Annotated in this window: 14 protein-coding genes; all 14 read left to right on the top strand. The window is 45.5% G+C overall.

Annotated features, from left to right (window positions below; genetic code table 11):
- A partial coding sequence (locus ACTNBF_RS10325; RefSeq protein WP_441089210.1) for a hypothetical protein occupies positions 1-206 on the top strand: 206 nt, incomplete at its 5' end.
- A gap of 146 nt (positions 207-352) precedes the next feature.
- Positions 353-820 carry a ribosome maturation factor RimP gene (gene rimP, locus ACTNBF_RS10320; protein WP_427808017.1) on the top strand — a complete coding sequence of 156 codons (468 nt, stop codon included), beginning with the start codon at positions 353-355 and terminating at the stop codon, positions 818-820.
- Between the two features lie 20 nt (positions 821-840).
- Positions 841-2,004, top strand: coding sequence for a transcription termination factor NusA (gene nusA / locus ACTNBF_RS10315; RefSeq protein ID WP_427820438.1), 1,164 nt, complete (start codon positions 841-843; stop codon positions 2,002-2,004).
- A gap of 23 nt (positions 2,005-2,027) precedes the next feature.
- Entirely contained in the window at positions 2,028-2,297 is a 270-nt protein-coding gene (gene rnpM / locus ACTNBF_RS10310) for an RNase P modulator RnpM (RefSeq protein ID WP_427808037.1), read from the top strand.
- On the top strand, positions 2,284-2,607 hold the full coding sequence (locus tag ACTNBF_RS10305; protein WP_427808013.1) for a L7Ae/L30e/S12e/Gadd45 family ribosomal protein: 324 nt from the start codon (positions 2,284-2,286) through the stop codon (positions 2,605-2,607). The genes rnpM and ACTNBF_RS10305 overlap by 14 nt, the downstream gene beginning before the upstream one ends.
- A 13-nt stretch (positions 2,608-2,620) precedes the next feature.
- The gene (gene infB, locus ACTNBF_RS10300; RefSeq protein WP_441089209.1) at positions 2,621-5,437 is read left to right on the top strand and encodes a translation initiation factor IF-2; all 2,817 of its coding nucleotides are present in this window, start codon (positions 2,621-2,623) and stop codon (positions 5,435-5,437) included.
- 21 nt (positions 5,438-5,458) lie between these two features.
- Positions 5,459-5,851 carry a 30S ribosome-binding factor RbfA gene (gene rbfA / locus ACTNBF_RS10295; RefSeq protein WP_427820436.1) on the top strand — a complete coding sequence of 131 codons (393 nt, stop codon included), beginning with the start codon at positions 5,459-5,461 and terminating at the stop codon, positions 5,849-5,851.
- Positions 5,832-6,791 carry a DHH family phosphoesterase gene (locus tag ACTNBF_RS10290; RefSeq protein ID WP_441017731.1) on the top strand — a complete coding sequence of 320 codons (960 nt, stop codon included), beginning with the start codon at positions 5,832-5,834 and terminating at the stop codon, positions 6,789-6,791. The genes rbfA and ACTNBF_RS10290 overlap by 20 nt, the downstream gene beginning before the upstream one ends.
- Positions 6,792-7,715, top strand: a complete 924-nt coding sequence (truB, locus tag ACTNBF_RS10285) for a tRNA pseudouridine(55) synthase TruB (RefSeq protein ID WP_441089208.1) — start codon at positions 6,792-6,794, stop codon at positions 7,713-7,715.
- 32 nt (positions 7,716-7,747) lie between these two features.
- Positions 7,748-8,677, top strand: coding sequence for a bifunctional riboflavin kinase/FAD synthetase (locus tag ACTNBF_RS10280; protein ID WP_427808003.1), 930 nt, complete (start codon positions 7,748-7,750; stop codon positions 8,675-8,677).
- A gap of 12 nt (positions 8,678-8,689) precedes the next feature.
- Positions 8,690-10,333: a Na/Pi cotransporter family protein gene (locus ACTNBF_RS10275; protein ID WP_427808001.1), complete on the top strand. Its 1,644-nt coding sequence runs from the start codon at positions 8,690-8,692 to the stop codon at positions 10,331-10,333.
- A gap of 128 nt (positions 10,334-10,461) precedes the next feature.
- Positions 10,462-10,728: a 30S ribosomal protein S15 gene (gene rpsO, locus ACTNBF_RS10270; RefSeq protein ID WP_427807999.1), complete on the top strand. Its 267-nt coding sequence runs from the start codon at positions 10,462-10,464 to the stop codon at positions 10,726-10,728.
- A gap of 153 nt (positions 10,729-10,881) precedes the next feature.
- On the top strand, positions 10,882-11,559 hold the full coding sequence (locus ACTNBF_RS10265; RefSeq protein ID WP_320856272.1) for a YesL family protein: 678 nt from the start codon (positions 10,882-10,884) through the stop codon (positions 11,557-11,559).
- A gap of 211 nt (positions 11,560-11,770) precedes the next feature.
- Positions 11,771-13,036, top strand: a complete 1,266-nt coding sequence (locus tag ACTNBF_RS10260; protein WP_320856271.1) for an ABC transporter substrate-binding protein — start codon at positions 11,771-11,773, stop codon at positions 13,034-13,036.
- Positions 13,037-13,073 lie beyond the last annotated feature (37 nt).

The raw sequence follows: 13,073 nt of genomic DNA, 5'->3' as shown, positions 1-13,073 counted from the left end.
TACATTGCAATAAAATACAATACAATAAAACCAAAAAATTGACACAAAAAAACAGGTTTTATGCGGCCTGCAAGTACTTTTCCTATTGTTTAACTGTCAAACTCCCGGGAACGGAAGCAAAGGTTATGTTTCATGAGAAAGAGATCACACTGAACCGTCTGAAGCTGGCACGGCGGGATGGAATCGGAACGAAAATGAGAAAATAGCGGAAAATACTTGATTTTGAGAATTGAAAGTGTTATAGTTATTACCAGTAACATAGGAAATGAGCAGAAGAGTGGACGAAAGTTCACTCTTCTTTTTACGAAGTGCTCGGTGACGGGACAGATTCAAAAAGAAAGGAAGTTGCAGATTGTCAAAAAGAGAAGTGTATGAACAGAAAACGGAAGAAATTCTGCTTCCGATCCTCGAAAAGCATGGATTTGAACTCTGGGATGTAGAGTATGTCAAAGAGGGAAGCAACTGGTATCTCAGAGCTTATATCGACAAGCCGGGGGGAATCATGGTCGATGACTGTGAGGTGGTCAGTCGCGAACTGTCCGATATTCTGGACGAGAAAGATTTTATTGATGAGGCATATATTCTGGAGATCAGCTCTCCGGGACTGGGACGCCCGCTTAAGAAGGAGAGAGATTTTGAACGAAGCCTGGGCGAGGAAGTGGAGATCCGGACATACCGGGCAATCGACGGACAGAAAGAATTTCTTGGAATCTTAAAGAGTTATGATAAGGATACAGTTACCATTGAGTATGAAGACGAAGAGACAAAGACATTCGAAAGAGCAGATATTGCTTTGATTCGTCTCGCATTTGATTTCTAGTGACAGGAGGAAAAAAGAAAATGAACACAGAATTATTAGAAGCGCTTAATATTCTTGAACAGGAAAAAGACATCAGCAAGGAAACGCTGATGGATGCAATTGAGAATTCACTGATCAGTGCATGTAAGAACCATTTTGGAAAAGCTGACAATATTAAAGTGATCATGGATCGTAAGACTTGTGACTATTCTCTGTTCCAGGAGAAAACAGTTGTTGAGACGGTAGAGGATCCGGTGGAAGAGATCAGTCTTACCAATGCAAAGATGATGGATCCGTCCTATGAACTGGGCGATATCGTACAGATCCCGGTCGAGTCCAAATCTTTCGGAAGAATCGCAACGCAGAATGCGAAGAATCTGATTCTTCAGAAGATTCGTGAAGAGGAGAGAAAAGTCGTTTACGATCAGTATTTTGAAAAAGAGAAGGATATCGTGACCGGTATCGTGCAGCGTTATGTCGGCAAGAATATCAGCATCAACCTTGGTAAGGCGGATGCGATGCTGACAGAAAACGAGCAGGTGAAGGGAGAAGTATTCCAGCCGACCGAACGAGTCAAGTTATATGTAGTTGAAGTGAAGAACACCACGAAGGGACCGAAGATCCTGGTTTCCAGAACTCATCCGGAGTTGGTAAAACGTCTTTTCGAGGCAGAGGTTACCGAAGTGAAGGACGGTATCGTGGAGATCAAGAGCATTGCCAGAGAGGCGGGATCCCGTACCAAGATTGCTGTGTGGTCCAATGACCCGGATGTGGATCCGGTCGGAGCATGCGTCGGTATGAACGGCGCCAGAGTCGGAGCGGTGGTAAATGAGCTCCGCGGTGAGAAGATCGATATCATCAACTGGGATGAGAACCCGGCACTTCTGATCGAGAATGCGCTCAGCCCGGCGAAGGTTATTTCGGTTGCGGCTGATCCGGATGAGAAGACGGCAAGCGTGATCGTTCCGGATTACCAGTTATCCCTCGCCATCGGCAAGGAAGGACAAAATGCAAGACTGGCTGCCCGCCTGACCGGATACAAGATCGATATCAAGAGTGAGACCCAGGCAATCGAATCCGGCGAACTCCCGGCAAATTATATGGAAATGGCTATGGAGGAGGACTATCAGGAGGATGAACCTGCTGAGAATTATTCCGGGGAAGAGGATTATACTTCCGATGATCTGGATCTGTATGAAGAATAATTAGGAGTGATACGTTGAGCGCTATGAGAAAAATTCCCATGCGCAAGTGTGTGGGATGTCAGGAAATGAAGAGTAAAAAAGAAATGCTGCGTATTCTGAAAACAGCGGAGAATGAATTTGTTCTCGATGCGACCGGAAGAAAGAACGGACGCGGGGCGTACCTTTGCTTCTCGAAGGAATGCCTGGAAAAGGCAAGAAAGAACAAAGGGCTTGAACGTTCATTCAAGCAGACGATCCCGAAGGAAGTCTATGAGAACCTGGAAAAGGAGCTGGAAAATCTTGAAGTTGAATAAATCACTGTCCCTTCTGAGTCTTGCGACGAAAGCGGGTAAGACAAAAAGCGGAGAATTCCTTACGGAAAAAGCAGTCAAGGAGGGAGATGCATATCTCGTGATCGTCGCGGCGGATGCATCGGACAATACCAGAAAACGATTTCAGAATATGTGTGATTTTTATAAAGTGCCAATCTATTTTTATGGAGATAAAGATACCTTGGGGCATGCAATGGGGAAGGAATTCCGCGCGTCTCTTGCGGTAACGGATGCAGGATTTGCGAAAGGAATCAGAAAGCAGTTGGATACAGAGAAGGATACGGTTGCATAGGAGGTAGTTATATATGTCAAAATTAAGAGTATATGAGCTCGCGAAAGAGATGAATAAGACGAACAAAGAGATGCTCGCCATGTTAAAGGAAAAGGGTATCGAAGTTGCAAGTCATATGAGCACTCTTTCGGATGAGCAGGTCGATATGATGAAGAAACCGGCAGCGGCGAAGAAGCCGGCAGAAGTACAGCCGAAAAAAGAGACAGAAGAGACGGAGGTACCGAAGAAGAAAAATATTGTTCAGGTGTTCCGTCCTCAGAATACACAGAACGGCGGACGAAACAGCCGTCCGCAGGGACAGCGTCAGGGAGGCCGTCCACAGGGAAATAATAATGCGCAGGGAGGCCGTCCGCAGGGAAATAACAACGCGCAGGGAGGCCGTCCGCAGGGAAATAACAACGCGCAGGGAGGCCGTCCGCAGGGAAATAACAATGTGCAGGGAGGCCGTCCGCAGGGAAATAACAATGCGCAGGGAGGCCGCCCGCAGGGAAATAATAACGCGCAGGGAGGCCGTCCGCAAAACGGCGGTCAGAATCGTCCGTTTGAAGGAAGAAGAGAAGGGTTCCAGGGAAGAGACCGTGACGACAGAAGAGGCCGTGACGATCAGAGACAGAACCGCACAGGTGAAGGAAGAAGAGAAGGATTCCAGGGAAGAGACCGTGACGACAGAAGAGGCCGTGACGACCAGAGACAGGGTCGCCCATTCGAAGGAAGAAGAGAAGGGTTCCAGGGAAGAGACCGCGATGACAGAAGAGAAAACCGCGATTTCCGCGACAAAGACGGACGTGATTTCCGTGACAAGGACAGCCGCGATTTCCGTGACAAGGATTCCAGGGATGACAGAAGAGACGGTCGTCGTGATGACCGGAGAAAATCCGGCCCGGCAATTCCGGCACCTGCAATTGCTGAGCAGAAACCGAGCCGTACGAAACCGAAGGATGCTCATAAGAAAAAAGAATACAGAAATGATGATAATGACAACGAAGAAAGAATGCCAAAAGGCAAAAAAGGAAAGAATAATACCCCGCAGCCGAAATTAGAAAGACCGCAGCCGAAGAAAGAGGCGGCAGAAGAGCAGATCAAGCAGATCACCATTCCTGAGAAGCTGACGATTCAGGAACTGGCTGACAAGATGAAAATCCAGCCGTCTGTGATCGTGAAGAAACTCTTTATGCAGGGCAAGATCGTGACGATCAATCAGGAAATCGATTTCGATACCGCAGAAGAAATTGCGATGGAGTTCGAAGTGCTCTGTGAAAAAGAAGAAGTGGTCGATGTGATCGAAGAGCTTCTGAAAGAGGAAGAAGAGGACGAAAAGAAAATGAAGAAACGTCCTCCGGTTGTATGTGTTATGGGTCATGTAGACCATGGTAAAACCTCTCTTCTGGATGCGATCCGTGATACCCATGTGATCGAAGGCGAGGCCGGCGGAATTACCCAGCACATCGGTGCATCTGTTGTAGAGGTGAACGGAGAAAAGATCACATTTCTGGATACACCGGGACATGAGGCATTTACTGCAATGCGTATGCGTGGGGCAAATTCTACAGATATCGCGATTCTGGTTGTAGCAGCAGACGACGGTGTCATGCCTCAGACTGTGGAAGCGATCAACCATGCGAAAGCAGCGGGAATTGAGATCGTTGTTGCGATCAACAAGATCGATAAGCCGAGTGCAAATATTGAACGAGTAAAACAGGAACTGACTGAATACGAATTGATTCCGGAAGACTGGGGCGGAAGCACCATCTTTGTTCCGGTTTCCGCTCGTACCGGAGAAGGCATTGATGATCTGATGGAAATGATCCTTCTGACTGCGGAAGTGATGGAATTAAAGGCAAACCCGAACCGTCGCGCAAGAGGTCTTGTGATCGAAGCCGAACTGGACAAAGGTAAAGGTCCGGTTGCGACTGTGCTGGTACAGAAAGGAACTCTCCGTGTAGGAGATCCGGTTGCGGCAGGTTCTGCTTACGGTAAAGTGCGTGCCATGATGGATGACAAGGGACGCCGGGTGAAAGAGGCAGGCCCGTCTACTCCGGTAGAAATCCTCGGACTGAATGACGTTCCGAACGCAGGCGAAGTTTTCGTAGGATGCGGTAACGAAAAAGAAGCGAGAAGCTTTGCAGAGACATTTATCAGCCAGGGAAGAATGAAAATGCTGGATGAAACGAAGACGAAGATGTCTCTGGATGATCTGTTCAACCAGATCCAGGAAGGTAATCTGAAAGAACTTGGTATCGTTGTCAAAGCCGATGTACAGGGATCCGTTGAAGCAATCAAGCAGAGTCTTGTGAAGCTGTCCAACGATGAAGTTGTGGTGAAGATCATCCACGGAGGTGTCGGTGCAATCAACGAATCAGACGTTACACTGGCTGCGGCGTCTAACGCGATCATCATCGGATTCAATGTCCGCCCGGATGCATCTGCAAAAGAAACAGCAGAGCGCGAAGGGGTTGACATGAGATTATATCGCGTCATTTACAATGCGATCGAGGATGTAGAAGCTGCCATGAAGGGTATGCTGGAACCGGTATTTGAGGAGAAGGTTCTTGGTCATGCCGAAGTGCGCCAGACATTCAAGGCATCCGGAGTCGGAACCATTGCAGGTTCTTACGTGCTGGATGGTGTGTTTGAAAGAGACTGTCAGGTTCGTATCACACGTGACGGCATTGTGATCTATGATGGAAAACTGGCATCCCTCAAACGTTTCAAAGATGACGTGAAAGAAGTGAAAGCCGGTTATGAATGTGGTTTTGTATTTGAACGTTTCAACGATATCAAGGAGGGTGACCAGGTAGAAGCATTCAAGATGGTCGAGATCCCAAGATAATAAAGGAAGGCGTTTTGAAATATGAGAAAGAACAGTATTAAGAATACAAGAGTAAATACGGAGGTGCAGCGTGAGCTGAGCAATATTCTGCGCGGCGGGATCAAGGATCCCCGCGTTGCACCGATGACTTCGGTGGTGGCGGTTGAAGTTGCACCGGACTTAAAGACCTGTAAAGCATACATCAGCGTTCTTGGTGATGAAAAGGCACAGGCAGACACGGTAAAGGGACTTCAGAGTGCGGAAGGCTATATCCGCCGTGAGCTTGCACATACACTGAATATGAGAAATACACCGGAGATCCGGTTTGTGCTGGATCAGTCGATCGAGTACGGCGTAAATATGTCGAAGAAAATTGATGATCTGACAAAGAATTTGAAAAAAGAGGATGAGGAGCATGTTACAGAAAGCAATTAAGAAAGCGCAGACGATCGCTGTCGGCGGTCATATACGTCCGGATGGAGATTGTGTAGGCTCCTGTATGGGATTATGGCTTTATGTAAAAGAAAACTTTCCCGAAAAAGAGATTCATGTGTATCTGGAGGAAATCCCGAATACGTTCAAGTTCATGAAGGGAACAGAAGAAATCCGTCATGAGATCCCGGATGAGAAGATCTACGATCTGTTTATCCTTCTGGACTGCGGATCACCGGACAGACTGGGATTCTCAGCACCTCTTTATGAGAATGCAAAGCATTCGCTGTGTGTGGATCATCACATCAGCAACCAGGCTTTTGCAGAAGAGAACTATGTACGACCGGATGCAAGTTCCACGTCAGAACTGATCTATGATCTTTTGGATCATGAGAAGATCCCGAAAGCAGTGGCAGAGTGTCTGTACACGGGGATGGTGCACGATACAGGGGTGTTCCGGTACACCAATACCCATCCGTCTACGATGCGCTCGGCCGCAGCATTGATGGAAAAAGGAATCGATTTTTCCAGGATCATTACGGAGACATTTGACGAAAAAAGTTATGTTCAGAACCAGGTTATGGGCCGTGCGCTTCTGGAAAGTATCCGGTTCATGGATGGGAGATGTATCGTGTCCTCTCTTCGGAAGAAAGATATGGAATTTTATCAGGTACAGCCCAAGCATCTGGATGGCATTGTCAGTCAGCTGAAGCTGACGAAAGGCGTGGATGTCGCTATCTTCATGTATGAGCTGGAAAATGGCACATTTAAAGTCAGCCTGCGCTCTACCGAAGCTGTGGATGTCAGTGAAATCGCCAGATATTTCGGCGGCGGCGGTCATGTAAGGGCAGCAGGATGCACCATGTCTGGAACGGTACATGATGTGATCAATAATCTGTCAAGAAGGATCGAACTGCAGATGAAAGGCGGGAACGAGGCTTAAATGATACACGGAGTGCTGAATATTTATAAAGAAAAAGGATATACTTCTCATGATGTGGTTGCCCGTTTGAGAAGGATCGTGGGACAGAAGAAGATCGGTCATACTGGGACACTCGATCCGGAAGCCGAAGGCGTCCTGCCCGTATGTCTCGGGAAGGCGACCAAATTATGTGATCTTCTGACTGACAAGGATAAGACCTACGAAGCGGTACTGCTTCTGGGAATTTCAACCGATACGCAGGATACCACAGGAAAGATCCTGGAGGAAAAAAACACGGCGGATTTGAGGGAAGAAGCAGTGCGGGAAGTGGTATTATCCTTTGAAGGCGAGTACGATCAGATACCGCCGATGTTTTCCGCTTTGAAAGTCGGCGGGAAAAAGCTGTATGAGCTCGCAAGAGACGGGAAAGAAGTGGAGAGAAAGCCAAGGCATGTGCAGATCTATCGTATCCGAATCCTTCAGATCGATCTGCCTCGTGTCCGTATGGAAGTAACATGCTCCAAGGGAACCTATATCCGCACACTGTGCCACGATATCGGTGAGAAACTGGGATGCGGAGGATGCATGGAATCCCTGCTCCGGACAAGAGTGGAGCGGTTTGGCGTGGCAGAAAGTCTCCGGATTTCCGAAGTGGAGCAACTTATGGATGAGGGAACACTTCAGGAACATATGATAAAAGTGGATGAGATGTTCCCGGATTATCAGAAGGTGTATCTGACGCCGGAAGCTTCGGCTGCTGTGAGGAACGGCAATTCGTTCCGTCGGGGGGATGTAATCTGGATATCGGAACTTTCTGGATTTCAGAATGCGGAAAGAGTACGGGTCTATGATGAGGAACGGAATTTTATTGCCGTGTATGAATTTGAAAAAGAAAATCAATTATTTAAAATCGTAAAAATGTTTTTTGACAAAAAAGAGAAGTAAGACTGTATACTATGACATAAAGAGGAAATGAAATGGAGTATTTCAAAGGGCTTGCATCCTACCGGGGAGACGGAAGGACAGCGATTACACTTGGAAAATTTGACGGACTTCACCGCGGACATCAGAAGCTGATTCATAAGGTGCGTCAGCTGAAGGAAGCGCATGAAGTGAAGTCGGTTGTGTTTGCTTTTGACATGACACCGCTTTTTGAGCGGCTGGGGCTGCCAAGAGATGGGATCATGTCGAACGAGGAACGGCGTATGCATCTGGAAGATGAGGTGGATGCGCTTGTGGAGTGTCCGTTTACAGAGAAAATCAGCAGTATGGAGGCAGAAGTCTTCATCCGTGACATTCTTTCCGGGCTGTTTCACGCAAAGTATGTTGTGGTCGGAACCGATTTCCGGTTCGGGCACGATAAACGCGGTGATGTGAACATGCTGGCAGAATATGCCGGAGAATATGATTATGAACTGTTCGTGATCGAGAAAGAAATGTATGGAGATCGTGAGATCAGCAGTACTTATGTCAGAGAAGAATTGCGTAAAGGAAATATGCAAGTGGTAAACGAGATGCTCGGGTATCCCTATACGGTTGCCGGAATTGTGGAATATGGAAAACAGCTTGGAAGAAGACTGGGATTTCCCACACTGAATGTCCATCCTGCCAAAGAGAAACTGCTTCCGCCGAACGGAGTCTATATAGACCGCGTGAAGCTGGACGGCGTGTGGTATGACGGAATCGGCAATGTAGGTGTAAAGCCGACGGTAACAGACGAAAAGCGGATGCTGATAGAAAGCTATCTGTTTGATTATGAAGGAAATGCTTATGGAAAAAATGTGAAGATTCAGCTTTACGAATTCCGCAGACCTGAGAAAAAGTTTGCCTCTGTCGAAGAAATGCGGCAGCAGGTAGAGTCTGATATCTCTTATGGAAGAGAGTATTTCCGTCACAAAAGAGGATAAGGAGAAAACGATATGAATATCACAACGATTTTTCTGCTGCTGGGTGGTTTGGGCCTGTTTTTGTTCGGTATGGAGCTTATGAGCGACGGACTGGAGAAAGCAGCCGGTGCCCGGATGCGGGGAATTCTTGAATTCTTTACAAAAAACCGTTTTATTGGAATGCTGGTGGGAATTCTTTTCACGGCAGTAGTTCAGTCGTCCAGTGCGACGACGGTCATGGTGGTCAGCTTTGTAAATTCCGGGCTCATGAATCTGTACCAGGCCAGTGGAGTCATTCTGGGAGCCAATATCGGTACAACAGTGACCGGGCAGCTGATTGCATTTAATCTTTCGGATGTTGCACCACTGTTCGTCATGATCGGCGTGATCATGTATATGTTCTGTAAAAAGACCAATATCAAACGAGTTGGTGTGGTGGTCCTTGGATTTGGTATCTTGTTCATGGGACTCAGTACCATGGGGGATGCCATGACATCCCTGAAAAACTCTCCGCAAGTCATGGAACTTCTCCAGTCACTGACCAATCCGCTGATGGCAATCGTGGTTGGATTTGTGATTACATCCATTCTTCAGAGTTCATCGGCTACGGTCGGTATCATTATTCTGATGGCAGGACAAGGGCTTCTGGCATTTGCCATCTGTCCGTTCTTGATCCTGGGATGTAATATGGGCTCCTGTATGTCAGCCCTTCTTGCCAGCCTTGGAGGAAAGAAGGATGCAAAGCGGGCCGCATGGATTCATTTTCTGTTTAACATTATCGGATCCTTTATTATTTTCATCGTACTGATGATTGCGACCGATCCGATTACAACGGCAATCCTGAAGTTCTCAGGAAACAATCCGTCTCGTGCGGTTGCGAACGCACATACGATCATTAAGATTACAGAAGTAATCCTGTTGTTCCCGTTCATGAACTGGGTAGTGAAAGCAACTTACAAGATTATTAAGGGTAAAGATCCTTCACCGGAAGATGAATTTGAACTTCTTTACATCGGAGAAGGAAAGATGATGACACCAAGTACCGCAACAGTGAATGCCATTCAGGAAATCGAACACATGGGACAGCTTGCCTGTGATAATCTGAAGCTTGGAATGAAAACACTCTGTGATCCGAACGAGGATGAGATCAATGTGATCTACCAGAAAGAGCGGTATATCAACTTCCTGAATCATAAGATCACGGATTATCTTGTGAAGGCCAGCGAGATGGAGATGCCGATCGCCGATTCTCAGATGGTGGGAGCACTCTTTCACGTGGTAAACGATATCGAACGTATCGGTGACCATGCGGAGAACCTTGCCGATTCAGCCAAAATGATCAGGAACGGAGAGGCACAGCTCAGCGATAAGGCAAAACAGCAGCTTCAGGATATGACAGAGATGGTTATGGAAATTCTGGACTACTCACTGGATATGTTCACACACAACAATCAGGAACATATGCAGGAAATTCTGGATCTCGAGGATGCGATCGATGAGAAAGAGAAGAAGCTCCAGAGAGCCCATGTAAAACGTCTTACTAAAAACAGATGTACACCGGAAGGCGGTATGATTTTCTCCGATACGGTATCCGGTCTGGAACGTGTGGCGGACCACGCGACAAATATTGCATTTGCGATTCATCAGCCGGACGATTACAGTGACGATGATGATTAAAAGTGCTTGACTTCATACGGCTGTTGTGATATATTAAAGCGGTGTGAAAACCGGTGTTCGGCAGATGGAATCTCCAACCGCTGCTTAATACCTGGCAATTATTAGTATATATCAGGAGGTAGTGACAAATGATCACAAAAGAAATGAAAGAACAGATTATTAAGGAATACGGAAGAACAGAAGGAGATACAGGATCTCCGGAAGTACAGGTTGCTATTCTTACAGCAAGAATCAATGACCTGAACGACCACTTCAAAGCTAACCCGAAGGATTTCCACTCAAGAAGAGGACTTCTTAAGATGGTTGGACAGAGAAGAGGACTTCTTGCATACCTTAAGAAGAATGATATTGAAAGATATCGTTCACTGATTGAAAGATTAGGTCTGAGAAAGTAATTCTGATAATTATATTGGGTGACCGGGGGACGGGTGACCAGGGGAAGATGATCAGGGGATGGGTGCATAGTCACAAAAGTGGCTATTTACTCGTTTCCCCGGTCGCCCCGGTCACACCGTCCCCTAGTCACCTTTTTATAGGAGAAATAGAAAATGTTAAAAACTATTTTTGGAATTGATGGTAGCTTCACAGGATTTATGGAGAAAATAGCAGATCTATTTCTGGTTAGCATTTTGTGGATTATATGTTCACTTCCTATTGTCACGATTGTCCTGTCGACTTCGGCATTATATTATTCTGTGGTCAAATGCGTTCGTAGAGAACGAGGTACTGCGACGCACGAATTTATCCATTTCATTGGGGAAAACTGGAAACAGGGCCTGAAGCTGGGAGCTGTATATTTGATTCTGGGAGCTTTGGCAGCTTTGAACATATATGCTGTCTTTCAGATGGAGAGAGGCTCCGTGCTTTTTCGCGTTTACAGTATTGAGTCAATATGGATTGGAATTTGTTTTATTTTCGTCAGTATTTATCTGTCCCCGTTGTTTTCCAGATTTGAGTATACAACGATTGAGAATATAAAAATGAGCTTGTTTATGTCATGGAAACATATATTCAGTTCCCTGTTGTTTTCTATTATCGCTGCAGTATTTGGGTATTTGACAGTGAGGTTTATTTTTCTGCTTGTGATCATCCCGGGACTTTTCGTGTTTATTCTTTCATTCCGGATGGAAAAGATCATGTTGAAATATATGCTTGAGCCAAAAGAGGGAGAAAATCTCTCGTGGTATTATGATGAGAAGAGCATTGTGCAAAATGACGAAAAATAATAAGAAGTGAAAAAACAAAACATAGATATTGACAAAAGAGGAATGTTGAGTTATTTTATTCTTGTAACACGACATTTCTTTTTTTTAAAAAACTATTTAAACGATTAAACTCGTAATTAACAGAGGTTAAACCATGTTGATACGAGTTAAAATTTGGAAAATAGGTTAATCGTTTAAAAAGAAGAAAGCGTAAAAAAGAAGGAGGAAAGTTATGAAAACAAAAAAAATTATTGCATCAATGATGGTGGCAGCAATGGCAACCACGCTGGTTGCTGGATGTGGATCGAAAGGTCAGGAATCCACAGAATCAAGTACAGATTCCGGAAGCAAGAAAATCACGATTGCAACATGGAATGAACCAAATTCAGACGAAGCACTCAATATGTATGCTCAGTGCGAAAAAGCATTAGGTGTTGACCTTGAAGTAACTGTTATTCCGGAAAGTGATTATTCTTCAAAATTGAATCAGATGGTTGCAACAAAAGATGATTCGATTGACATTTATATTATTTGGGAATGTGATATTGCTAACTTTGCAGCAGCAGACGGAATTCTTCCATTAGATGATTACCTTGCTGATTCTGATATTGATACAAATGATTTTATCGAAGCCGTGAATACTCTGTCAGATGGACTGGGTGGAACCTATGGGCTCCCATGGTGTGCGGCAACAGAAATTATGTACTATAATCAGGATATGTTTGATGCAGCAGGTATTGAATATCCGTCAAATGATTGGTCTTACGAAGAGTTTAAAGCAGCGGCAGAAAAGTTGACCCAGAAGGATGGAGATACTACTTCCGTATACGGATGTGATCTTCCGAATGTCCAGACATGGTGGGCCGGAATTGGCGGAGCAGGTGATCAAGTATACGATCCTGCAACCGGCAAGCTGGTAATCGGTGATGGTGCAGAAGCGTTTATTTCTGATTGCGCAGATATGGTAAGCAAGGGCGTGATGCCGGAACCATCTTCTGATACAGCTGATTTATTTGCAGCAGGTAAAGCGGCAATGAGTTGGGCAGGAAGCTGGAATATTGCAACATATGGAGATGACCTTGGATTTAACTGGGATATTGCAACAATTCCGACAAATAAAGTAAAATACAATACTTTACATACAGGATTCTATACCATTAACGCAAACAGCAAAAATGCAGATACTGCATGGTCTGTAATTGAATATCTTATGGGAGAAGAAGGACAGACGATCAACTCAAAAGCAAGTGGAAATATGTCAGCTCTTATGAAGATTGCAGATGAAGGAGCATGGAAGGTTGAGTCAGCAAAAACAATCGAGAATTGGGATGCTATGACAGATTCACTTGCTGCTGGTGTGTTTGGATATACATGCCTGCCGTCCGGTGTTACAAATAACGCGATCAGTAACTTCAATTCGGCAGTGTCCGGCAATATGACACCTGAAGAAGCTGTTGAAAAATCCTGTGATTATGCAGCCGAAACAATTGGGTACTAGGAAGTCATTTAAGAAGATAACCGTAGTTGTTTTAAAA

The organism is Bariatricus sp. HCP28S3_A4, assembly GCF_052066395.1.
GTDB lineage: Bacteria > Bacillota > Clostridia > Lachnospirales > Lachnospiraceae > Allocoprococcus.
Note: the sequence above shows the minus strand (reverse complement) of the source record. Positions and strands in the feature narration are given on the sequence as shown.